The sequence below is a fragment of the Mesorhizobium sp. B2-2-3 genome (assembly GCF_006442405.1).
Lineage (GTDB): Bacteria > Pseudomonadota > Alphaproteobacteria > Rhizobiales > Rhizobiaceae > Mesorhizobium.
The window spans coordinates 205754-228914 of record NZ_VFWC01000004.1; the positions used below are offsets into that span (position 1 = coordinate 205754).

General features: G+C 63.1%; 21 protein-coding genes and 1 pseudogene. 6 read left to right on the forward strand and 16 right to left on the reverse strand.

All coding sequences use genetic code 11. The features are described from left to right. Genes FJ951_RS09530 through FJ951_RS09540 form a run of 3 tightly spaced genes read right to left on the reverse strand, consistent with a single transcriptional unit; the run spans position 1 to position 850 of the window. A complete protein-coding gene (locus tag FJ951_RS09530) occupies positions 1 to 162 on the reverse strand; it encodes a hypothetical protein (protein ID WP_140514703.1) in 162 nt (53 codons plus the stop codon). Positions 163 to 176: 14 nt separating this feature from the next. Beyond that, positions 177 to 554, reverse strand: a complete 378-nt coding sequence (locus FJ951_RS09535) for a hypothetical protein (RefSeq protein ID WP_140497873.1) — start codon at positions 552 to 554, stop codon at positions 177 to 179. A 14-nt stretch (positions 555 to 568) separates the two neighbouring features. Further along, positions 569 to 850 (reverse strand): hypothetical protein, encoded by a 282-nt coding sequence (locus FJ951_RS09540; protein ID WP_140514705.1) that lies wholly within the window; start codon positions 848 to 850, stop codon positions 569 to 571. Between the two features lie 283 nt (positions 851 to 1133). On the opposite strand from FJ951_RS09540, the gene FJ951_RS09545 reads away from it, so the two are divergent. Genes FJ951_RS09545 through FJ951_RS09560 form a run of 4 tightly spaced genes read left to right on the forward strand, consistent with a single transcriptional unit; the run spans position 1134 to position 4915 of the window. Then, entirely contained in the window at positions 1134 to 2267 is a 1134-nt protein-coding gene (locus tag FJ951_RS09545; protein WP_140514707.1) for an aminomethyltransferase family protein, read from the forward strand. Between the two features lie 39 nt (positions 2268 to 2306). Next, complete coding sequence (locus FJ951_RS09550; RefSeq protein ID WP_140514709.1) at positions 2307 to 2903, forward strand: dimethylamine monooxygenase subunit DmmA family protein; 597 nt, start codon at positions 2307 to 2309, stop codon at positions 2901 to 2903. Continuing rightward, positions 2900 to 3865 (forward strand): PDR/VanB family oxidoreductase, encoded by a 966-nt coding sequence (locus FJ951_RS09555; protein WP_140514711.1) that lies wholly within the window; start codon positions 2900 to 2902, stop codon positions 3863 to 3865. Before FJ951_RS09550 ends, FJ951_RS09555 begins: the two co-directional genes overlap by 4 nt. A gap of 9 nt (positions 3866 to 3874) precedes the next feature. After that, positions 3875 to 4915 carry a DUF3445 domain-containing protein gene (locus tag FJ951_RS09560; protein WP_140497883.1) on the forward strand — a complete coding sequence of 347 codons (1041 nt, stop codon included), beginning with the start codon at positions 3875 to 3877 and terminating at the stop codon, positions 4913 to 4915. A gap of 129 nt (positions 4916 to 5044) precedes the next feature. On the opposite strand, the pseudogene FJ951_RS09565 reads toward FJ951_RS09560, so the two are convergent. After that, positions 5045 to 5414, reverse strand: a pseudogene (locus FJ951_RS09565) (endonuclease domain-containing protein). Between the two features lie 111 nt (positions 5415 to 5525). Beyond that, the gene (locus tag FJ951_RS09570) at positions 5526 to 6248 is read right to left on the reverse strand and encodes an XRE family transcriptional regulator (RefSeq protein ID WP_140497887.1); all 723 of its coding nucleotides are present in this window, start codon (positions 6246 to 6248) and stop codon (positions 5526 to 5528) included. Between the two features lie 262 nt (positions 6249 to 6510). Here FJ951_RS09570 and FJ951_RS09575 point away from each other — a divergent pair, with 262 nt between their 5' ends. Beyond that, positions 6511 to 7869 carry an NAD(P)/FAD-dependent oxidoreductase gene (locus tag FJ951_RS09575; RefSeq protein ID WP_140514713.1) on the forward strand — a complete coding sequence of 453 codons (1359 nt, stop codon included), beginning with the start codon at positions 6511 to 6513 and terminating at the stop codon, positions 7867 to 7869. Between the two features lie 6 nt (positions 7870 to 7875). Here FJ951_RS09575 and FJ951_RS09580 read toward each other — a convergent pair whose 3' ends face one another. From FJ951_RS09580 to FJ951_RS09610, 7 genes are all read right to left on the reverse strand, one after another. Continuing rightward, positions 7876 to 8253 carry a GFA family protein gene (locus tag FJ951_RS09580; protein ID WP_140514715.1) on the reverse strand — a complete coding sequence of 126 codons (378 nt, stop codon included), beginning with the start codon at positions 8251 to 8253 and terminating at the stop codon, positions 7876 to 7878. A gap of 34 nt (positions 8254 to 8287) precedes the next feature. Next, complete coding sequence (locus FJ951_RS09585) at positions 8288 to 10264, reverse strand: ABC transporter permease subunit (protein ID WP_140497893.1); 1977 nt, start codon at positions 10262 to 10264, stop codon at positions 8288 to 8290. Next, a complete protein-coding gene (locus FJ951_RS09590; RefSeq protein ID WP_140497895.1) occupies positions 10261 to 11346 on the reverse strand; it encodes a glycine betaine/L-proline ABC transporter ATP-binding protein in 1086 nt (361 codons plus the stop codon). The genes FJ951_RS09585 and FJ951_RS09590 overlap by 4 nt, the downstream gene beginning before the upstream one ends. A gap of 76 nt (positions 11347 to 11422) precedes the next feature. After that, on the reverse strand, positions 11423 to 12397 hold the full coding sequence (locus FJ951_RS09595; protein WP_140514717.1) for an ABC transporter substrate-binding protein: 975 nt from the start codon (positions 12395 to 12397) through the stop codon (positions 11423 to 11425). A 450-nt stretch (positions 12398 to 12847) separates the two neighbouring features. Further along, positions 12848 to 13612: an SDR family oxidoreductase gene (locus tag FJ951_RS09600; RefSeq protein ID WP_140514719.1), complete on the reverse strand. Its 765-nt coding sequence runs from the start codon at positions 13610 to 13612 to the stop codon at positions 12848 to 12850. An 80-nt stretch (positions 13613 to 13692) separates the two neighbouring features. Then, positions 13693 to 14562, reverse strand: a complete 870-nt coding sequence (locus FJ951_RS09605; RefSeq protein ID WP_140497901.1) for a DUF427 domain-containing protein — start codon at positions 14560 to 14562, stop codon at positions 13693 to 13695. 173 nt (positions 14563 to 14735) lie between these two features. After that, positions 14736 to 16391, reverse strand: coding sequence for an ABC transporter substrate-binding protein (locus FJ951_RS09610; protein WP_140514720.1), 1656 nt, complete (start codon positions 16389 to 16391; stop codon positions 14736 to 14738). Between the two features lie 114 nt (positions 16392 to 16505). Between FJ951_RS09610 and FJ951_RS09615 the strand changes: the two genes are divergently transcribed. Continuing rightward, positions 16506 to 17408, forward strand: coding sequence for a LysR family transcriptional regulator (locus FJ951_RS09615; RefSeq protein ID WP_140514722.1), 903 nt, complete (start codon positions 16506 to 16508; stop codon positions 17406 to 17408). A 22-nt stretch (positions 17409 to 17430) separates the two neighbouring features. Here the strand turns inward: FJ951_RS09615 and FJ951_RS09620 are convergent, their stop codons facing one another. From FJ951_RS09620 to FJ951_RS09635, 4 genes are all read right to left on the reverse strand, one after another. After that, entirely contained in the window at positions 17431 to 19482 is a 2052-nt protein-coding gene (locus FJ951_RS09620; RefSeq protein ID WP_140514724.1) for an ABC transporter ATP-binding protein, read from the reverse strand. Beyond that, positions 19475 to 20353 carry an ABC transporter permease gene (locus FJ951_RS09625; protein WP_140497909.1) on the reverse strand — a complete coding sequence of 293 codons (879 nt, stop codon included), beginning with the start codon at positions 20351 to 20353 and terminating at the stop codon, positions 19475 to 19477. Before FJ951_RS09625 ends, FJ951_RS09620 begins: the two co-directional genes overlap by 8 nt. Next, on the reverse strand, positions 20350 to 21303 hold the full coding sequence (locus FJ951_RS09630; RefSeq protein ID WP_140498118.1) for an ABC transporter permease: 954 nt from the start codon (positions 21301 to 21303) through the stop codon (positions 20350 to 20352). The genes FJ951_RS09625 and FJ951_RS09630 overlap by 4 nt, the downstream gene beginning before the upstream one ends. A 70-nt stretch (positions 21304 to 21373) precedes the next feature. After that, positions 21374 to 23038, reverse strand: a complete 1665-nt coding sequence (locus tag FJ951_RS09635) for an ABC transporter substrate-binding protein (protein WP_140514726.1) — start codon at positions 23036 to 23038, stop codon at positions 21374 to 21376. Positions 23039 to 23161 lie beyond the last annotated feature (123 nt).

The following is a 23161-nucleotide window of genomic DNA, read 5'->3' on the forward strand; positions in this document are numbered from 1 at the left end:
TCAGATCCGGTGTTTTTCGGAAGCGGCTTCAAGTTCGCCTTCGCGCGAGGACGTCAGCATATCCTCGGAGTAGGTCGTATCGACCTTGAACCAATCGTAGAGCATCCACAGCGCAAGCACGATCGAGATGCCCCAGCATGCGTAAGAGAGTACTATCCACATGGTCTGTCCCCGGATTATTTCTCGTCGAACTTCTCGTTGATGACGTCGCGATATTCACGGTCGGATGCCCGGAACAGGAACACGAAATAACCGATCAACACGGCTGCCATGACAACCAGCGTCGGCCAGTCGATGATGTAGTGGAAACGATTCTGGATGATGTCGTGCGCGGTCTCGGGCGTATAGCCGAGCCTTTCCCAGATCGAGGCCATGGTCGGGTTCTGGCCGAGCGCCTCCCAAGTCTTGGCGTCGAGCGCATCGATGGACTTGGCTGCTCCCGCCAATCCCAGTTTCAGCGGCAGCCACAGCGCCACGAAGATGGCGACCACGACGACGGCGATATCGAAGACCTGCCCGGCCTTGCTCTGTTGCGGCGGCGTGTAGCGGGACATGCTTCTCTCCCCTCTCAGGATTTGCGGTTGCGGTCGTAATTCTTGATGTCGAGCCCGTAGATGAACTCCTTGTCTTCCTTGTAGTGGTTGACCATGGCCAGGATCGCCGCCGTGTTGAAGATCAGCACCGCGGCGGCGGCAATCGCGACGACGGCCTTGATGCCGTCATGCGGGATATGCGGCCATGTCATGAAGAGGACGAAGAGGATCGTCGCCCACAGGCAGACGATCAGGAGCGCGGATCCGCGCAAGTCGGAACGGTACAGCGCCTCGATGCGCTGCTGCAGGTCTGACATCGGTTTTCCCCTTTTTCGACGTCCGGTTCCGAATCCACCGCCCGCCGTTCTCTTTCAAGAGAGTGAAATTTTTTTCATAAATTCAGACCGAATTCGGAAATTGTCAAGGCGAATTTACGCAGAGTTAACCGCCTTGTTCGGATGACGAATTTTGCCTGACAATGAAATTATTTGCTTTCAGGGGATTGCAGGCCCCACGCGTTTGCGATCAATATTCGCTCAAAGCTCCAGCCCGCGCGCACAGGAGCAGGGAACATAATCAAAATATCGAACGGAGGATCGGATGACGGCATCCTGGAGATTTTCAACCCTGGCGGATCGCCATCGCGCGCTGGGTTCGAAACTCGAAGACTGGAGCGGCATGGGCACCGCCTGGACCTACGACAAGGATGCCGACGAGGAATACATCGCTATCCGCACCAAAGCCGGGCTGATGGATGTCTCGGGCCTGAAGAAGGTCCACATCACAGGCCCGCACGCCTCGCACCTCATCGATCTCGCCACCACGCGCGACGTCGAAAAAATCTATCCCGGCAAATCGGCCTATGCCTGCATGCTCAACGAGGCGGGAAAATTCACCGACGACTGCATCCTCTACCGCACCGGGCCGAATAGCTGGATGGTGGTGCATGGCTCGGGAACCGGACATGAGGAGTTGCAGCGGGCGGCGATGGGCAGGGACGTGTCGCTGCGCTTCGACGACAATCTGCACGACCTCTCGCTGCAGGGGCCGGCGGCGGTCGACTATCTTGCCAGGCACGTGCCGGGCATTCGCGACCTCAACTATTTCCATCACATGCAGACGCAGCTCTTCGGTTTTCCGGTGATGATCTCGCGCACCGGCTATACCGGCGAGCGCGGCTATGAAATCTTCTGCCGCGGCCAGGATGCCGGCACGATCTGGGACAGGATCCTCGACGAGGGCAAGAGCGCCGGCATCATCCCGTGCCGCTTCACCACGCTCGACATGCTGCGCGTCGAGAGCTATCTCCTGTTCTATCCCTACGACAATTCGCAGAAATATCCGTTCGAGAATGAAGGCCCCGGCGACACGCTGTGGGAACTCGGCCTCGACTTCACCGTCAGCCCGGGCAAGACCGGCTTTCGCGGCGCCGAGGAGCACTACCGTCTCAAGGGCAAGGAGCGCTTCAAGATCTATGGCGTGTTGCTCGACGGCAAGGAGCCGGCCGACGAGGGCGCTCCGGTCTATCGCGATGGCAGACAAGTCGGCGTCGTCACCTGCGCCATGTATTCGCCGCTGGTCGAGAAATCGATGGGCATCGCCCGCCTCGACGTCGACTGCGCCGTCAAGGACACAAGGCTCGAGATCCGCAACAGGAGCGGATCGATCAAGGCGACGGCGCAGCCATTGCCGTTCGATGACCCAAGGAAGACCAAGCGCACGGCGAAAGGCTGAGGCATAGTCGAAGCGAGGGTTCGAGGCGCGAAGCAGAGAATGGCAGCCAAGTCGATCATCAGCCGGCCCGTCTACGGAATCTTGTCGCCGCAGCCCGGCAAGCATCATCTTTTCATCGCCGATGCCGAGGGTGCGCTCGCGATAGCGGACATGGCCAAAACGGCTCCGGACAGGTTCTTCGACGGTGCCGAAATCGTCTTCATTCCCGGGCCGGACGACAAGCATGTCGCCGCTCTCGAAGCGCTGAAACCGGCGCGCTTCCACCAGGCGCCGTCCTTCGCCAGCCTGCTGCCGCGGCTGAAACAGACGCTTGATAACGCGCATATGGGCCTGCGCCTCTATCTCGCCGGTACCGAAGGGCTGATCGGCCAGGCCATGCAGGTGGCGCTCGATGCCGGCATCGACCACACCGCGATCCAGACCGAACATCGCGGCTCGCTGGCGCGCCGCGTGCAGTGCGTGCATTGCAAGGGCATCACCGAGAATGTAACGACGCAACCCGCCACCTGCTCGCATTGCGGCCTGCTACTTCTGGTGCGCGACCACTATTCGCGGCGGCTGGCGGCGTTCCAGGGCGTCTGCATCAGTGCCGAGGATCGCAGCGAAATTCCTCCGTTCGAGGAGGTCTTCCGATGAGCACCGGCACCACCAAACTCGACGTCGTCGTCAGCGATGTTGTCCCCGTCAACGAGCTGGTCACCCGCTTTCATTTCCGCCGCCGCGACGGCGAGCTGTTGCCGACCTTTTCAGGCGGCGCCCATGTCGTGGTCGAGATGCGCGACGGCGACCGCACAAGGCTCAATCCCTATTCGCTGATGGGCTCGCCGCTCGACACGCGCGAATACACGATCTCGATACGTCGCGACGATGTCGGCCGGGGCGGCTCGCTTTTCATGCACCGGAGCGTCAAGCCCGGCCTGGAGATGGTGATCTCCTATCCAGTCAATCTGTTCTCACTCGATCTCCGGGCGAAGAAACATTTGATGCTGGCGGGCGGCATCGGCATCACGCCCTTCATGGCCCAGACCGCGCAGTTGGCAGGCGATGGCGGCAATTTCGAACTGCACTACACCTGCCGCACGGCTTCGCTCGGCACCTATGCCGATGTGCTGCAACAGCGCTACGGCCGCCGGGTCCGGCTCTATCACGACGACCGCGGGGAACGCATAGACCTCGACCGGCTGCTGTCGTCGCAGCCGCTCGGCACGCATCTCTATGTCTGCGGTCCGGCAGGCATGATCGGCTGGGTGCGCGAGCGCGCCGCCGCGCTTGGCTGGCCACCGGAGACCGTGCATTTCGAGCATTTCGCGGCGCCGCAACCGGGATTGCCCTTCGATGTGACGCTGGCCGTCAGCGGCAAGAGCATCCGGGTCGGCGAGCAGCAGAGCCTGCTCGAGGCGATCGAGGCGGCCGGCGTCGATCCGCCCTATCTCTGCCGCGGCGGCGTTTGCGGCCAATGCGAAACCAACGTCATCGCGTCCGACGGCAAGTTCATCCACAACGACCATTGGCTGAGCGAGGAAGATCATCGCTCCGGCTGCAAGATCATGCCGTGCGTGTCGCGCTTCGAAGGCAAATCGCTGGTCTTGGAAAGATAGGAGGCGAGCTTGGGCATCACCTTTCGCAAGGAAACGTTTCGCGACGACTTCACCTTCAGGAACAGCCCTGAGCACATCAGGCGGTTCCCGTTTCCGTTCCATGAAGACAGCTACATGTATGCGGTCAACATCGAGCCGCATGTCGTCGGTCCGAAGGGCAGCGTGCTGGAAAACCTGATAGATGTCGATGAGCACTATGTCGCCGAGATGCAGGACCGCGCTCTGGTCCTGGCCGAGGATCCGTTGCGCTGCCAGTCGCTGCCGCACATGACGCTCGCCGGCTGGGATCTGCTCGAACTTCTGATGGAGCAGCAGGCGCTGGGCTATCCCGAGCATTTCACGCTGACCCGAGACGGCGATCGCTGGCGCTGGATCAACCGGCCGCTCGGCATCGACGACACCTTCACCTTCGGCGACACAACGACGCTGCCTTACGGGCCGATGGAGTACATCACCCGCCAGAGCCAGGGCGATTTCTGCATCCTCGATCAGCGCGACGGCAATCTTTGGATGGATGCCGGAATGGTCACCACCCAGGCCGACTGGTCGCTCGACTTCGACATCGGCATGAACTTCTTCGAGTGGCACGCGCCGGTACCGCTGGCACATGAAAAGGGGATTTTCGTCAGGGCGCTGAAGTTCCTCATCAACATCCAGCAGGGCAAGCCGGCGCGTCGCCTGAACTGGACCATGACCGTCAATCCGCGCCTCGACACCAGCCCCGAGAATTATCACAAATGGGGCCCGGACCGGGCGACGGTGACGCCCGACAATGTCGGCGACAAGGTGCATCTGCGCGTCGAGTTGCAGAGCTTCTGGCGTCTGCCGCGCTCCAACGCCATCGTCTTCCCGATCCGCTGCTACCTGATCAAGATGGACGAGCTGGTGACGCAACCGAAATGGGCGCGCCGCCTGCACCGCGTCGTCCGCGACCTGCCCGAGGAGCTTGCCACCTACAAGGGGCTGACGCGCTACCGCCCGACACTGGTCGAGTGGCTGTCGAAATTGGATGATGGCAGTGCGACGAGCCCGGGATTCGGGCCGGATTGATTGCTGTATTGACGCTGCCCTCCAAGCAGCCAATCTGCCCCCAAGAGGGGGAGATGCCCGGCAGGGCAGAGGGGGGCGCCGTGGAGCGCAGGCCTTGCCCAATGTCCAACCTCTAACGCTCCGCGAAACTCACCCGCCGCCCAGTCCGGCCACAATCACGACATGCTGGCAGACACTGTCGATGTCGCGGATAACATCGTCGTTCCAGAAGCGCAGGACGGTCCAGCCCAGGGCTTCGAACTTGGCGGTTCTTGCAGCGTCCAATTCCAACGCTTCGGCTTGGCCATGCTGGGAACCATCAAGCTCGACGATCAGCTTTGTGTCCGGGCATGCAAAATCGACGATATGGCCGGCGATAGGCATCTGGCGCCGAGAACCCCAGTCCCATCAACCTACGTGCCCTGATCTCATTCCAGAGCTTGAGTTCGGCGTCGGTCATCACCTTGCGCATCCTGCGCGCATTGCGGCGGTTGTTGGAGGATACGAGATTATGCGTCATCGCGGTTCGCCCCCCTCTGTCCTGCCGGACATCTCCCCCTCAAGGGGGGAGATCGGATGTCACTTCGGCTTTCGCCAATCGCCAATGCTGTAAAAAAGGAATCGAGCCCCGTTAACCCGCGCTCTGCGGATAGCAAATAATCGACAGATAGCGCATGGGCAGTTTCGTCAGCTGCTCCGGTCCGTGCGGGGCGTCGGCGTCGAAGAACAGGCTGTCGCCGGGCTTCATCGGATAGAGATTGCTGCCGTGCCGGTAAACGACCTCGCCCTCGAGCATATAGAGGAATTCCATGCCCTCGTGCTGGAAGGTCGGGAACACGTCCGAATCCTCGGTCAGCGTGATCAGATAGGGCTCGACGACGACGCCGCTGGTGTTTGAGCCGATATGGCCAAGCAGATTGTACTGGTGGCCGGCGCGCGTGCCGCGGCGCTCGACGTCCAACCCTTCGCCCGCCTTGACGAAAACGGCGCTGCGCTCCTCTTCGAAGCGGCGGAAGAAGGCGGTGACGGGAACACCCAGCGCCCGCGACAGCGCCTGCAAGGTGGTCAGCGACGGCGAGGTGATGCCGTTCTCGATCTTCGACAGCATGCCCAGCGAAATGTCGGTGGCGACCGCCAGATCGGCGACGGTGATGCCGAGCTTCTTGCGGAACGCGCGCACCTCGCGGCCGATCGCCACTTCCAGCACCTTTTCACGCGTGTCGCGGATGGCGTGCGGGTTCTGGGTAAGCGGCGCGCGGATGGTCTTCCCGTCCACCGAGACCTTTGGCAGCGGCTTTGCCTTTGCGCCGCCGGCTCCAGCACCGGCCTTTGGATTTGAAGCGTTTTTCGCCATGTCGCCCCCCGGACTTCGCGGATTTATTTCACTCAAGGTGAACATGTTCGGTGGCGATACATGAGCGCAGCCGCGTCGGCAAGCCGTCTTATGTCGCATGCGCCAATCCCGCGATTTCGGCCAATGCGGGTTCTTCGCCAGGAATCCGCCTTGCGCAAACGCCGCTCCCGCATATGACTGTTGACAGTGCCGAAGGGCCAATTACTGTCACTGCCAGTGAAATTTGTTTCGCTGGGGAAATCAAAAAAATGGAGGCCCGGAAATGAACACTCGCGTTGCCGTCATCGGGGCCGGACCGTCCGGCCTAGCACAGCTCAGGGCCTTCAAGTCAGCGGCCGACAAAGGGGCAGACATTCCCGAGATCGTCTGCTTCGAAAAGCAGTCCGACTGGGGCGGCCTGTGGAATTATACATGGCGCACCGGCCTCGACGAGCATGGCGATCCGGTGCACGGCTCGATGTATCGCTATCTCTGGTCGAACGGGCCGAAGGAATGCCTGGAATTCGCCGACTACACGTTCGAGGAACATTTCGGCCGACCGATCGGCTCCTATCCCCCGCGCGCCGTGCTGTGGGACTACATCAAGGGCCGCGTCGAAAAGTCAGGCGTGCGCAAATGGGTGCGCTTCAACAGTCCTGTGCGCATGGTGACCTTCTCGGACGAGACGAAGAAATTCACCGTCACCGCGCATGACCGCACCAACGACGTCACCTATTCGGAAGAGTTCGACAATGTCGTCGTCGCGTCCGGGCATTTCTCGGTGCCAAACGTTCCCTATTTCGAGGGGTTCTCGACCTTCAACGGCCGCATCTTGCACAGCCACGATTTCCGCGACGCGATGGAATTCAAGGGCAAGGACATCCTGATCATCGGCCGCTCCTATTCGGCCGAGGACATCGGCTCGCAGTGCTACAAATACGGGGCGAAGTCGATCACCTCGAGCTACCGCTCCAAGCCGATGGGCTTCAAATGGCCTGAGAACTGGAAAGAGGTGCCGCTGCTCCAGAAGGTCGTCGGCAAGACCGCGCATTTCAAGGATGGTTCAACCAAGGATATCGACGCAATCATCCTGTGCACCGGCTATCTCCATTCCTTCCCTTTCCTCACCGACGACCTGAAGCTCAAGACCGCCAACCGCATGTGGCCGCTGGATCTCTATGAAGGCGTCGTTTGGGAGAAGAACCCGAAGCTTTTCTACATCGGCATGCAGGACCAGTTCTACACTTTCAACATGTTCGACGCGCAGGCTTGGTTCGCGCGCGACGTGATCATGGGCCGCATCAAGCTGCCGTCCGCGCAGGCAATGGCCGAGCACGGCGCCAGATGGCGGGCGCGCGAGGAGACGCTGGAAGACGCCGAGCAGATGATCTGGTTCCAGGGCGACTACACCAAGGAACTGATGGACCAGACCGACTATCCCGGCTTCGACGTCGAGGCGGTCAACCAGACCTTCATGGAATGGGAGCACCACAAGGTGGAAGACATCATGAGCTTCCGCGACCATTCCTACCGCTCGTTGATGACCGGCACCATGGCGCCGCTGCACCATACGCCGTGGCTGCAGGCGCTGGACGATTCGATGGAGAGCTATCTGGAAGTGAAGGGCGTCGCGGCGGAGTAGCGGCTTTCAGGCCGGCAACACGACCCAGTCGTGGCGGCTTTCGCCATAGACGGCTTGCGTCGGCGCAGGGAAAGACGGATCGGCGAAACAGCCGACCGCGACAGCGACCGCCTCCGGTTTGCGCGACGGATACCAGAACACCGTCGAGCCGCAGTTTCCACAAAAGTGGAACGTGACGGGAAAGCCGCTATCGGAATTGCGCCGGAATGTCTGGGATGAGCCGTCGATGTCGATCGCGTCGGCATCGAAAAAAGCCGCTATCCCGAACGGACTGCCGGTGCGCCGCTGGCAGTCCAGGCAGTGGCAAAGCGATATTTTGGCCGGCTGTTGCGGACAGCGGATCTGCAATTGGCCACAGGTGCAGCGGGCAATCCTGCTGGTCATGTCTTCCTCCCTTGATAAGTTCGCCGGTTGAGCTTTAACCCAGCCTCGCCCGTGCCTTGGCCGTCCAGGCATTGAACAGCCGGTCGGCGACGATGCCGATGAAGGCGATGGCGAGCCCTGCGACGATGCCGCGGCCCGAATCGGCCTTGGACAGCGCGATGAACACCTCCTGGCCGAGATCACGGGTGCCGACCATGGCGCAGATGATGATCATCGCCAACGCCATCAGGATCGTCTGGTTGACGCCCAGCATGATCTCGGGCAGCGCGAGTGGCAATTGCACGCGAAAGAAAGTCTGGCGCGGCGTGCAGCCCGAAACCTTGGCCGCCTCGATCAGTGCCGGCGGCACCTGCCTGATGCCGTGATTGGTGTAGCGGATCCCCGGCACCACGGCGAAGGCGATCGTTGCGATCATCGCGGTGACGTCGCCGACGCGGAAAAGCATCACCACCGGAATGATGAAGCAGAAGGAGGGCAGCACCTGCAGCGTGTCGATGACGGGCGTGGTCACCTTCTCGAAGCGGTCGCTGCGCGCGGCCATCAGGCCGATCGGAATGCCGATCAGGCAAGCGATGAAAGCCGAGATGCCGCAGAGATAGACGGTCGCCATCGTCTTTTCCCACAGCCCGGTGACGGCGCAGAAGGCGGTCAGCACTGCCACCAGAGCGGCCAGGCGCAACCCGGAAAGCTGAAAGCCGGCAAGGCCGAGCAGGAACACCGCGCCCAGCCACGGAAAGCCCTCGCAGAAGGCCCGCACCGGGTTCAGCACGTTAAGGATCAGCGCCACGCGGAACGCCTCGATGACATCGAAGAAGTTGATCGTCACCCAATTCACCGCCGCTTTCCACAATGGCGCGGTGGTGAAGGTGATCGCCTTCGGCACCGCCGCGAAGGCAGGCACGAAGAGGCCAAGCAGTGTGGTGACGATCAGGATGGCGACGGCCAGCGTCAGATTGCGCCGCCAGAAGGCGGGCTGGACTTGCCGGTGGACGTGACCTTTTGCATGGTTGGCGGCGATGGCCTGGCTCAGCCGGTCGAGCGCGATGGCTAGCGCCACGATGGCCAGCCCCGCTTCCATGGCTTCGCCGACCTTCAGCGCACGCAGCGCCAGCAACACGTCATAGCCTAGCCCGCCGGCGCCGATCATCGAGGCGATGATCACCATGTTCAGCGCCAGCATGATCACCTGGTTGACGCCGACCATCAGCGTCGGCCGCGCCGACGGCAAAAGCACGCGCCACAGTTTCTGCCGCGCCGTGCAGCCGGCCATCTCGCTGAAATCGTCGATCTCGGACGGCACCCGCGACAGGCCGAGCATCGTTGCCCGCACCATTGGCGGCGTGGCGAAGATGGCGGTGGCGATCATCGCCGAAACCGGGCTGTTGCCGAACAGAAGCAGCATCGGGATGAGGTACGCGAAGGTCGGGATGGTCTGCATCAGATCGAGGGCAGGGGAGACCACCAGCCGCTCCGCCCAGGGTTTCCGCCAAGCCCAGATGCCGACGAACAATCCCGTGGCGATGCAGAATGGCACGGCGATGGAAATCAGCGCCAGCGTCAGCATGGCGCTGGTCCATTGGCCGAACAGCGCGATGTAGAGAAAACAGCCGCCGACCAGCATGCCGAGCTTGCGACCGCCAGCGGCATGCCCGGCGAGGAAGGCCGCCGCGCAGATGCCGATCCAGGACAGGCGCGGCAGCACATAGGCGTCGGCGCCGTGGCCGATCTTGAAATTCTTAGCCAGAAGGTCGAGCGCGAAGTCGAGCGGCACGCCGAGCACGGCAGTGATCGACCGCGTCAGCCATGACAGGTTTATTTTTATCCAGCGCATCAGGGCGCTGATCCAGTCGGCGACCGGCACGATCGCCTCGGCCGGATAATTGACGGCCCAGGGGAGACTGTCCTGGAGCAGGAACACGACCAGCACCACGCCAAGCGCTGCGGCCCAGACCAGCAGCCGGGTCTGCGCCGGTCGCGGCCTCGTCCCACTGGCGCTTGCCGTTACTGTCATGCACCGGCTCCTGACCTCTCGATGCCGGCGAGCAGGTCGATCACCGCTTGCGGCGTCACCTCGCCGATCGGCTTGCCGCTGCCGTTGATCACCGCGAACGGTCTGCCGCCCGCCACGATGCTGGCCGAGAAGCTGGCAATCTTGGCCTCCGGCGCCACCGTGCCGCCATGCTCGGCGCCGTCGCAGGCGCGCATCAGGCTCTTCGCCGAGATCACCTTGGCGCGGTCGACGTCGCGGGTGAATTCGGCGACATAGTCTGTCGCGGGATTAACCACCAGTTCCTCCGGCGTGCCGATCTGGATGACTTCGCCATCCTTCATGATGGCGATGCGGTCGGCCAGCCTTGTCGCCTCGTCGAAATCATGGGTGATGAAGACGATGGTCTTGTGCAGCATGGTTTGCAATCGCATCAACTCGTCCTGCATCTCGCGGCGGATCAACGGGTCGAGCGCCGAGAACGGTTCGTCGAGGAACCAGATCTCCGGCTTGGTCGCCAGGCTGCGGGCGATGCCGACACGCTGCTGCTGGCCGCCTGAAAGTTCGCGCGGATAGAAATGCTCGCGGCCGCGCAGGCCGACAAGCTCGATGACTTCGCGGGCGCGTGCTTCGCGCGTCGCACGGTCCTGCCCCTGGATGCTGAGCGGAAAGGCGATGTTGTCCAGCACGTTGAGATGCGGCAGCAGCGCGAAATTCTGGAACACCATGCCCATGCGGTGGCGCCTGAGTTCGATGAGCGCTGCATCCGAGATCTTGAGCAGGTTCTTGCCCTCGAACTCGACCTTGCCGTGCGTCGGCTCGACCAGACGCGACATGCAGCGCACCAGGGTCGACTTGCCCGACCCCGAGAGCCCCATGATGGTGAAGACCTCGCCCTGGCGGATTTCAAGATCGACGCCGCGTACCGCCCCGACCAGTCCGGCAGCGGCGACATCGGCCATGCTGGCCTTGCCGTCGCGCTCGCGGATGAAACTCGCCGCGCTCGAACCGAACAGTTTCCAGACATTGCGGCAAGCCAGCTTTATCGGGCGGGCATCCTTTGGCGCGCCCGCAGCGTTCGGTCCGTGTTCGGTCTTGTCAGGCATTCAAGCGTCCTTCTGGAATATCGACGATTGAGGCCCGGCCGATCGACGGCCGGGTCTCATTCTCCAGTCGGAGCGATCACTGTGCCCAGGCTTTCCAGTCGGCTTCGTGGGCGGCGATCCAGGCGGCGGCGACGTCCTCCGGCGTCTTGCCGCCGAGGTCGATCTCGCCGCTCATCTTGTTGAGCTCGTCGGTGTCGACCGTGTAGGCCTTGGCCACCTTGTAGGCGACGGGCCATTTGTCCTTCATGCCGTTCCAGGCGTATTTCCAGATCTCGCCATGCGGCTTGCCGCAATCATATTTGGCGTCGGGATTCGTGCCCCATTTCGGGTCGCTGTAGCATTCGGGCGTGTATTCGGGGAATTCAACCCATTCGCCCTTGTATTTGGCCGGCGCCCAATGCGGCGAATAGATCCACAGCATGATCGGCGCCTTGCGCTGATAGGCCGAATCCAGCTCCGCGAACATCGCCGCGTCGGTGCCGGCGTGGATGACGGTGAATGGCAATTTGAGTGCCTCGACGCGCTCGTCGTCAAAACCCTCCCAGGTCACCGGACCGCCGAGATAACGACCCTTGGGTGCCGTCTCGGCTGTCGAAAAAGCCTCGGCGCATTTCGGGTCCTTCAGCGCTTCCCAATTGGGCAGACCGGGGCATTTCTCCTTCATATATTCGGGGAACCACCACTCTTCCTTGGCCTTGGGGCCGAGCTTGCCGAGGCGCTCGGTCTGGCCGGTGGCGTCGGAAGCCTTCATCGCCTCGCCGGCGGTCGTGTCCCAGAATTCCAGGCCGATATCGAGGTCGCCATTGGTGAGACCGGTGGTCAGGCTGGAGAGGTAGTCGGCGGTCGGATATTCGACGGTGTAGCCGAGCTTTTCGAGAATCCCGCCGAGAATCTTGGCGTTGAGGTTGACGCTGGTCCAGTCGAACAGCGCGATCTTGATGGGGTCGTTGGATTCAGGGGCTGCGGCGTGGACGGAAAGCGTTGGCAGGCTCAGTGCCGCGAGCGCGGCGGCGCCCAGGGACAGTTTAGAAACTCTGCTCCGAAATGACATGCTTGTTCTCCTTCAAGCTGTGACGGTTATCGTTCGTTCCCTTCTTGCGTCTTTCTGCCCTTGTTGGGTTTTTTCTTGATTGTGTTGGAAAGACCTGCCTTTGCGCAAGGCCGTTTCCGCCATGGCGCGGCCAAAACCGGCGCAGGCGGGATTGTGCTGAGTTTTTGATTTGCGGAAATGGTGCTGAGAGGGTCGGCGTCATAGCTGCCGACGCATCGCTACGACAGCGATCACCTGCCGGTCGATTGCCAGCCTTATGGCGCCCTGCAAAATGCGAGCCATCAGGGTCCCCTGACCTCGGCTATCGGCCCGGCAAGCCCCATCGCCAGGACGGTTTCATGGGATGAAATTATATATACCAACGTTCATCGCGCGCAACGACTAAGGCTTTGCTGGATGCATAATTCGGACCGCAGGCGAGGTCGCACCCAACCCACCTGCCGAGCCACCTTACCAGCAGACGTAGCCGCCATCGACGATCAGGTCGAGGCCGGTGACGAAGCTCGACGCGCGGCTGGCCAGGAACACGGTCGGCCCGACCATTTCCTCGGGCGCCGCCATGCGCCCCATCGGCGTGTCGCGCTTGAAGATCTTTATCTCTTCCGCCACCTCCGGCCGCTTGTTCATCGGCGTCAGCGTGTAGCCCGGGCTGACCACATTGACGCGCAGGCCGCGGTCGGCCCACTCCATGGCGAGGCTCTTCGACATGTGGATGACGGCGGCCTTCGAGGAATTGTAATGCGCCTGCGTCAGCCCGCGATTGACGATGGTGCCCGACATCGAGGCGATGTTGACGATCGAGCCCTTGCGCCGCGCCAGCATCTTGCGCGCTTCGGCCTGGCAGGACAGGAACACGCCGGCGACATTGACCTCGTGCACCTTCCGCCACGTCTCCAGGGCCATTGTCTCGGCCGGCTCCGATCCGGCGATGCCGGCATTGTTGACGGCAATCGTCAGGGCGCCGAGTTCGCTCTCGACGCGGTCGGTCGCCGCCGCGAGATCGCCCTCGGACGTCACCGTGCCCGTCAGCACCAGCGCCTTGCGCCCAAGCGCGGTGATACGCTGTGCGGTCTCCTCCAGCCCGCCCTTCGATGCATGGCCGAAACAGGCGACGTCGGCGCCGGCCTGCGCCAATCCGATCGCGATTGCCTGGCCGATGCCGCTGCCGGCACCGGTAACCAGCGCGACATCGCCGTCCAGCTTGAAAAGATCCATCGATAGCCCTCCCTGCTTCAGGGAGGGTATGCGCTGTCCCGCGTTCCGATCAAGCCTTCAGCGCGGGCATGGCGACACGGCTAGAAATAGCCGTCGGAGGCGGCCGTGGCTTCTTTCGGGATCTCGACGCCGTCGACCAGGATCTTGTCGACCAGTTCGTGATGGAAGCAGACCAGGCCCTTGATGCGCTCAGCCTCATGCACCGGCTCGGGATAATACCAGACGAGGTTCTCGTGGCGCTTCTTGCCCGTCGTCACGTGATAGTAGTTGGAGATGCCCTTGTAGGGGCAGCGCGAGATGTAGCGGCTGGGCGCGAACATATCGAGCCGCGTGTCGGAGATTGGCAGATAATGGCGTACCGGATGGCCGGTCTCGAACAGGAACACGCCGCGCCGTGAATCGGCGACCTGCTCGCCGTCCAGGATGACCTGCACCCGCCGTGAGGACGGCAGGCAGTCGACCCGCCGGAACGGGTCGCGGGCGTGGACGAAGATCTCCTCGTCCTCCTCATACCAGTGCGTCATCTTGGGCCAGTAGAAGGACATGTAGTCCGCGATCGGCGGACAGCCCTTGACCGGGTCGAGATAGCGCCAGGCGGCATCCTCGACCAGCGTGATGCCGGTGTTGAGCGAGTAGTGCGTAGCCAGGCCCTTGAACGGATCTTCCGTCGTCGTCCTGCTCGGCAGCAGGAACTCCTCGCGCACGTCACTCATCGGGAAGTAGTAGACCGGCAGGTGATCGGATTCGTAGAACACCAGCGCCCTGGTCGTGTCGGCGACGATCATCGATCCCACTTGCACGCGCAGCCGCTTCTGCATCGGCATGGTGAAGGCGACGTAGCCGGGCTCGAACTCATACTGCACGATCGTGTCGAGCAAGGGAAAATGCGGCCCGCGGCCGCGCAAATGAGGCTTGCGAATGGTAGTCTCCCGTTTCTTTTCTTTTGTCATCGAGTGTTCGCGCAAAGCGAGATGGAGCTGGATTGAGTCATCGTATCGGAGTGGGTTTCCGGGCGGCGGGCTTCTCCTGAGTCGAGCGGCTCGAACAATGGCCCCCCATCGCCCTTCGCAGCCCGCTGGCGGATAGCCTCGCCGCCCGAAATCAGAAATTGTCCATCCAGCCCCTATCCCAGCGACACCCGGTCGAGCAGCAGGCCGGCGGCGATCGGCGGCAGCCCGCTGACATTCTTGCGCACCGGCACCAGGAGGTCGGGGAAATAGCTGAAGATGACAGGCGTCTCGTCGAGCAGCAGCTTCTGGATGTCTGACGCCGCCGCGCGCTGTGCGCCGATGTCGAGCGCCTTGAGATAGGAAGTGACCATGCCGTCATAGGCTGGGCTCTTGAAATGCGCCGCGTTCCACGGACCGTCGCTGACCAGCGGGCTTTTCAGGAACACGTTCGGCACGCTGCGATGGGCGTAGTCGGTGATGCCGAGCGGGCTGTCCAGCCAGTCCGATTGACCGAACACCGCCTTGCCGTAATATTTGTCCTGGTCCTCGATGTTGAGCGAGACGCGCGCGCCGATCTCCTTGGCGAAGTTCTGGAACAGCTGCGCGTAGCCGGGAATGTCGGAGTAGCGCAGCGTCGTCAGCGTGATGTCGAAGCCGCTGCCGAGGCCCACGGCTTCCATAAGCTGCTTGGCCTTGGCGATGTCCTGGGCGCGCTGCGGCACCGTTCTGTCGGTCGCGGGGAAGGCCGGCGCAAACGGGCTGTCATTGCCGGTCGCCGCCATCCCGCGGCACAGCCCATCCACCAGCTTGGAACGGTCGATGCACAGCGCCAGCGCCTGGCGCACGCGCTTGTCGGTGAAAGGCGCCATGTCGCAGCGCATGTGGAGCTGGCGGTGCGCGGTCGAGGCGACGCGCAGCACGGTGATGTCGGGGCTGTTCAGCACCACTTGGCTGACATCGAGCGGAACGGCGTCGAGAATGTCCACTTCGCCGGCCTGCAGCGCCAGGATGCGCGGCTGGACATCGCCGTAGAATTTGAACTCGAGCCGGTCGGGCAGCGCCTTCTCGCCCCAATAATCGGGGTTGCGGATGAACGTCGCGCCGACTTTCGGCGTGTAGCTCTCCAGCCGAAACGGGCCGGTGCCTTCAAAGGTCTTTTCGTAATCGCCCTTGTAGCTCGCCGGCAGGATGACGGCATTGTAGTTGTCGATCGACACCGAATAGGGAAAGCTGCCGTTCGGCACGTCGAGATGGAAGGCGACGGTGTGGTCGTCGACCTTGCGGGTGCCGCCCTTCGACAGCAGGCCCTTGAACACCGAAAGCGCGTTCGAGGCCCCGTCCGGGTCGGCCAGCCGGTCGAAGGTCGCGACGACGTCGTCGGCCTTGAAGTCCTCGCCATTGTGGAATTTCACGCCCTTGCGCAGCTTGAACGTCCAGACGCTGCCGTCCTCGTTCGGCGACCAGCTTTCCGCCAGCACCGGCTTCAGCGTGAGGTCCGGCTGTGTGACGCAGAGGAATTCGGCGGTCTGGAAAACCAGCTGGTAGCTGCCGCTGTCGTAGTAGGTGACGGGATCGATGGCCCCGCCCGGCGTCGCCACGCCGGCGCGCACCGTGCCGCCCGGTTTGCCTTCGGCGCGGGCTTCTTGCGTGCCGAGACCGGCGGCGGCGAGAAGGCTGCCCAAGAACGGCAGCGAAAGGCCGAGAACGCTGCCATGGCGCAGGAAATCGCGTCGGTCGAGCCGGCCGGCCAGCAATTCGTCGACAGCGGAATTTTCGATTGCAGTGAGATTCCGGCGGGCGATGTCGATCCTCTCGAAACGCTTCGGCATGGCTGCAATCCTCGCTTGTATTGGGGCAGGCCATCTAGTTCATCGTTGACCGCCAGCGGAAAGCGATATTTTTTGATAGGGGCCATCGGAATTTTCGATGCGGAGAGCCAAGACATGGACACCGAAAACCTGCGCAGTTTCCTGGAGATTGCCGAGCATGGCAGCTTCACCGTCGCGGCCAATCGGCTGAACCTTGCCCAGTCCACCGTCAGTGCGCGGATAAGAGTGCTGGAGGAGCAGTTGGGGCGACGGCTTTTCGTCCGCGACCGCGATGGCATCACGCTGACGCCGGCCGGCCGCCAGTTCCTGCCGCATGCGTCCGCCATCACCCGCACCTGGGAGCAATCGAGGCAGGACATCGCCGTTCCCGATGGCTATGAAACACTGCTGCGGCTGACCGCGCCCGCCTATCTGTGGGAGCGCATCACTTCGCCATGGGTCGAATGGATGCGCGCCGAGCGGCCGAACGTTGCGTTACGGCTCGAGGGCAGTTTTCCCGATCTGGCGATCGACCAACTGGCCGAAGGCCTGCTCGACATCTGCATCCTCTATCTGCCGCGGCCGCATCCCGGAATCGTTTACGAAACGCTGGCCGTCGATCAGGTCGTGCTTGTCCAGCATGCCGCGCAGACGAAGCCATGGACCGAGAATTACATACTGATGGACTGGGGGCTCGAATTCCGCATCGAGCATGATCGGGCGTTTGCCGGCATGGTCAAGCCGGCCATTTCGGCCGGCCTGGTCTTCATCGGTTTGCAGCACGTGCTGTCGCAGCAAGCCGCCGCCTATCTGCCGCTCAGCGCCGTCAGCGGCCATATCGAGCGCGGCGAAATGAAACGCGTCGCGAACACGCCCGTGTTCCAGCGGCCGATCTATCTTGCCTATCCCAGCAATCCGGCGTCGTCGGATGTGCTCGACGTGGCCTTGGCGGGATTGCGGGCGCTGACGAGGGATTGGGCCGGCGAGCAGGGCTTTGCCGAAGGCGACCGGTCCTTCAGCATGGCCGGCCATCCGTGAAGGGCAGGGGCCGTATGTTCGGCTACGCCGGCTCGGTATCGACCGCTGCCGGCCTCTGCAGCCTGGCGAGTTCCGCGTAGGGAATATGGCAGCGGATCGAGTGCCCGGGGCGCGCCTCGGCCAGCGGCGGTTCCTGCTGTTCGCAGATCGGGCCGATCTTGCGTGGGCAGCGCGTGTGGAAGACACAGCCCGGCGGCGGATTGGCGGCGCTGGGGATTTCGCCGTCGAGACGGATGCGCGCCGTCTCGGTCTGGTCGAGCCTGGGCACGGCCGACAGCAGCGCTTCGGTGTAGGGATGATGCGGGCCGGAGAAGACGTCTTCCGACGGGCCGAGTTCCATGATGCGGCCGAGATAGAGCACGGCGATCTTGTCTGAGAGGTAGCGCACCACGCCAAGGTCATGCGAGATGAAGATGTAGCTGACGTCTTCCTTCGCTTGCAGATCGGCGAGCAGGTTGAGAATCGCGGCTTGCACCGACACGTCGAGCGCGGAGGTCGGCTCGTCGCACACGACGATGCGTGGATCGCCGGCGAAGGCGCGCGCTATGGCAACGCGTTGTTTCAGCCCGCCCGACAGCTGGCGCGGCTTCACGGCCAGATGCCGGTCGGTCAGCCGCACCGAGCGGACGAGGTCGTCGAGGCGCGCCTCGAGCGCCTTGCCGCTCAAGCCGGCCAGCCGCTTCAGCGCGCGGCCGATCAGATGCCTTATCGAATGCGAGCGGTTGAGTGCGGAGTCCGGGTTCTGGAAGACGATCTGCATCGCCTTGACCTGGTCGTCGCTGCGGTCCCCCAGCCGCGGCGCCAGCGCCTTGCCCTCGAGCTCGATGCTGCCGCCGTCGTCGGGCGGCACGAGGCCGAGCAGCAGCCTGGCGAAAGTGGTCTTGCCGCTGCCGGACTCGCCGACCAGCCCGAGCGTTTCGCCCGGCCTGAGATCGAGCGACACGTCCTTCACCGCGCGCAGCGAATGGCCATGGCTGGCAAAGGTCTTGTTCAGCCCGGCGACCCGCAATACCGGCGCGGCTGCGGCTTTCGGCGCGGCGGGCGCGTCGCCGGGCGTCGCGCGCGGCAGGGATTGCGCCTTCTCGTGATAGTGGCAGCGCGACAGCCGGCCGCCCAGTTCGTAGAGCGGCGGCAACTCGTTGCGGCAGCGGTCGGTAGCGAGAGCGCAGCGGTCGGTGAAGGGGCAGCCCTTGATGTCGGCCCCGATGCCGGGCAAAAAGCCCGGGATGGTGTCGAGGCGGCCCTGGTCCTTGCGCTGGCCGCCGCGCGGCAGGCAGCGCAGCAGCGCTACCGTATAGGGATGGCGCGGATCGTTGAAGACGGCCTCCGTCGGCCCTTCCTCGACCAGCATGCCGGCATAGAGCACGCCGACGCGATCGCACATGTTGGAGACGACGGCGAGATTGTGGCTGATGAACAGGATCGAGGCCGACAATTCTTGCCGCAGCTGCGCGATCAGGTCGAGCACCTCGGCTTCGACGGTCGCGTCGAGGCCGGTCGTCGGCTCGTCCAGGATCAGCATCGAAGGATCGTTGGCCAGCGCCATGGCGATCGCCACGCGCTGCTGCATGCCGCCGGAAAGCTGGTGCGGATAGCGTTGCATGACGCTGACCGGATCGGAGATCCGCACCCGGTTCAGCATGGCGATTGCGCGATCCTCGGCTGCCTGCCCCGTTTTGCCCCCAAGCTCGAAGATCTCGGTCAGCTGGCGACCGATGCGGATCGACGGGTTCAGCGCCTTGCCGGGGTCCTGATAGACCATTGAGACGCTTTCGGCTCGCATCTTTCTGAGCGCCTCGGCATCGAGCTTCATGACGTCCTGTCCGTCGAGTGAGATCGCGCCGCCTGATATGGAACCGTTTCGCGGCAGGTAGCGCACGACGGAAAGGGCGACCGTGGATTTGCCGCAGCCGGATTCGCCGACCAGCCCATAGGCCTCGCCTTGGCCGATGGTGAGACTGAGATTGCGCAGCACCGCCCGGTTTCGGCCGGAAACACGATAAGCGACCGACAGGTCGTTGAGGTCGAGTGCGTTCTGGGCCTGCGCCTTCCGGGTCTTGGAGGGTTCAGTCATTGAAGGCTCCATGCACGCCGTCGGCCGCCAGGTTGACGCCGATCACCAGCGAGGCGATGGCGAGCGCGTCGAACAGCACGGTCCACCAGAAGCCGCCGCCGATCATGCCGTAATTGCTGGAAATCGAGAGCCCCCAGTCCGGCGACGGCGGCTGGATGCCGAAGCCCATGAAGGAAAGCGTGGCAACCGCGAAAATGGCATAACCAAGCCGCACGGTCGTTTCAACCAGGATCGGCGGAATGACGTTGGGCAGGATCTCGACGAACATCGTATGCAGCGCACTCTCATGCCTGAGCTGGGCCGCGGCGACATAGTCGAGCTCGCGCTCAGCCAGCACCGCCGAGCGCACGGTGCGCGCGATGATCGGCGCGAAGCTCAGGCCGATGACCACGATGACGGTGGTCTTGGACGTGCCGAGCGCCACGATGGCGAGCAGCGCCACGATCACCACCGGGATTGCCATGAAGGCTTCCAGGATGCGGCTGACGACATCGTCGACGATACCGCGGAAGTAACCGGTGAGCAGCCCGAGCGCCGTGCCGGCCACCGTCGCCAGCAATGTCGCCAGCGGCGCCACGGTCAGGATGTCGCGCGAGCCGACGATGACGCGCGAGAAGACGTCGCGGCCGATCTGGTCGGTGCCGAACCAGTGTTCGGCCGAAGGCGGCGCCAGCGCGTTGATGATGTCGTCGGCGAGCGGATCGTAGGGCGCGAAATGTTCGCCGAACAGCGCACAGGCGACCCAGAACAGCACGATGGTGATGCCGACGAGGAAGGTGCCGGAGCGAAGCAGCGAGGACAAAACCTCCGCCAGGGGGCTGCGCTGGCGGGTGTCGTCCTGTCTGGCGGGACTGGTCTGGACGGCGCTCATTGTTCTGACCCCAGCCGGATGCGTGGATTGAGCACGGAATAGAGGAAGTCGGCCACAAGGGTGGCCACGGCATACACGATGCCAATGGTCAGGATGCCCGATTCCAGCATCGGGAAATCCTTGCCGCGCGCAGCGGTGAAGATCAGCGAGCCGATACCCTGGTAGCGGAACAGCGTCTCGATCACCACCAGCCCGCCGATGAGATAGCCGGTCTGGGTGGCAATGACGGTGATGGTCGGCAGCAGCGCATTGCGCAGCACATGGCGCCAGATCACCGTGCGCCAGGGCAGGCCCTTGAGCACCGCGGTTCGCGTATAGTCGGAATCGAGCGCCTCGATCATGCCCGAGCGCGCCATGCGCGCGATATAGCCGAACAGCACCAGGAACAGCGGCAGCGCCGGCAGGATCAGGTAGTAAAGCTGCGTGAAGAAACCGGCATCGCGCGGCCATGCCGCCGAGATCGGCAGCCAGCGCAGCCAGACGCCGAAGATCAGGATCAGGATGATGCCGGTGACGAACTCCGGCAGCACCGTCACTGACAGGCCGCCAAGGCTGATGATGCGGTCGAGCGGCCGGTTGAGGTTGAGGGCCGCGACGACGCCGCCAAGGATGCCGATCGGCACCACCAGCACGAAGGCGACCGCCGCCAGCTTCATCGAATTTCCCAGCGCATCGATGACGAAGGGGGCGACCGGCGAGCGGAAGATGTAGGACGTGCCCATGTCGCCCTGGACGAAGTTTGAAATCCAGCTCCAGTACTGGGCAAGCAGTGGCCGGTCGACGCCGAGCGAATGGTTGAGCGCATCGACGGCGCGCTGGTCGGCGAACGGCCCCAATATGGCGCGCCCGACATTGCCGGGCAGCACCTGCCCGCCCAGGAAGACCATGATGCTGAGCAGGAACAGCGTGACGAGCGAAAGCGAGACGCGCCGGACAAGGAAGGAGAGAATGGCTAACACTCCCTGAGTAGCCAGCTCCCGTCAGGAAGCTGGCTGTTAGAGGATTGGCTTTCCCTTCCGCTCAGGCCTTCGACGCCTTTTCCAGGAACAGCTGCGACATCGCGGTCGGCTGCACGCCGGCCACGCCCTTCGCCGTCGCCGTCAGATAGTCGTAGAAATAGCCGAAGATGACCGGCGTCTCCTCGAGCAGAAGTTTCTGGATCTTGCCTGCCGTCGCCTTCTGCGCTTCGAGATCGAGGGCCGCGATATAGCTGGTCGCCAGCGCGTCGTAGTCCTTGTTCTTGAAGTGCGCCGCGTTCCATGTGCCTTCGCTCTTCAGCGGGGCGGCAAGATAGACGTTCGGCACGCCGCGGTGGCCGTAGTCGGTGATGCCCATTTCCGAGTCCAGCCAGTTCGATTTGCCGAACACGGCGTCGCCGTAATAGGCGCTCTGGTCGAGGATGTTGAGCTCGAGCTCGATGCCGATTTCCTTGACCCAGTTCTGGATGAGCTGGGCGTATTCGGGGATTTCGAGATAGCGCTCGGTGGTCAGCGTCATCTTGAAGCCCTTGCCCGCGCCCGCCGCCTCCATGAGTTGCTTGGCCTGCGCGATGTCCTGCTTGCGCTGCGGCACGCTCGCATCGGTCGAGGGATAAACCGGGGCGAACGGGCTGTCGTTGCCAGCCACGGCGCGCCCCTTCATCAGGCCCGCGACCAGCTTGTCGCGGTCCAGGCTGAGCGCGATGGCGCGGCGCACGCGCGCATCCTTCATCGGCCCGTCGTCGCAGCGCAGGTGCAGTTGCTGGTGCGCCGACGATTTCAGGCTGATGATGTCGATGTTGGGATCGTTGAGCAGCGCCACGCCAGACAGCACAGGCATCTGGTTGATGATGTCGACCTGCCCGCCCTGCAGCGCCAGGATCATTGGCTGCATGTCGGCAAAGAAGGTGAATTCGGTGCGTTCCGGCAGCGCCTTCTCGCCCCAGTAGCCTTCGTTGCGGACGAAGGACGCGCCGACCTTTGGCGTGTATTTGTCGATCTTGAAGGGCCCGGTGCCGTCGAAGCTCTTTTCGTAGTCGCCCTTGTAACTCGCCGGCACGATGACGGCGTTGTAATTGTCGGACGACACCATGTAGGGAAAGTTGCCGTTCGGGGCGTCGAGGTGGAATTCCACCGTGTAGTCGTCGACCTTCTTGCTGGCGCCCTTCGACAGGATGCCGGTGAACACCGACAGTGCGTTGGACGAGTTGGCCGGGTCGGCGATCCGGTCGATGCTGGCCACCACGTCGTCGGCCTTCATCTCGCCGCCGCTATGGAACTTCACGCCCTTGCGCAGCTTGAAAGTCCACACCGAGCCGTTGTCGTTCGGCTTCCAGCTTTCAGCCAGCGCCGGCTTGAGCACGAGATCGGGGCCGTCGACGCAGAGGAACTCCGCGACTTGCTGCATGATCAGCAGGCCGCCGGCATCGGCGATGGTGACAGGATCGATCGTCGCCGCCGGCACGCTGCTTGCGACGCGGATTGTGGCGCCTGGCGCGCCTTGCGCCCGGACGAGCGACGGCATGGCGCCGAGGCCCGCGGCCGTGGTGATGCCGCCCAGCAGCGGCAGCGACAGGCCGAGCAGGCTGCCATGGCGGATGAAGTCGCGGCGGCTGACACGGCCGTCGACGAGACCGTCGATGAGGTGATTTTCGAGCGGCGAGCGGTTGCGCCGGATGAGGTCGAGAATGCGATAATTCTTGCTCATGGGTTTGACCCTTTCCCCTGTTTCTTATGGTTGACGAAAATTCGCGACTACACCGTTTCCGGTCGCCAGAGGCCTGTAGACCGGGACTGTAGCACGCGGTTTTGTCCGGTCCATCCAGTCCTT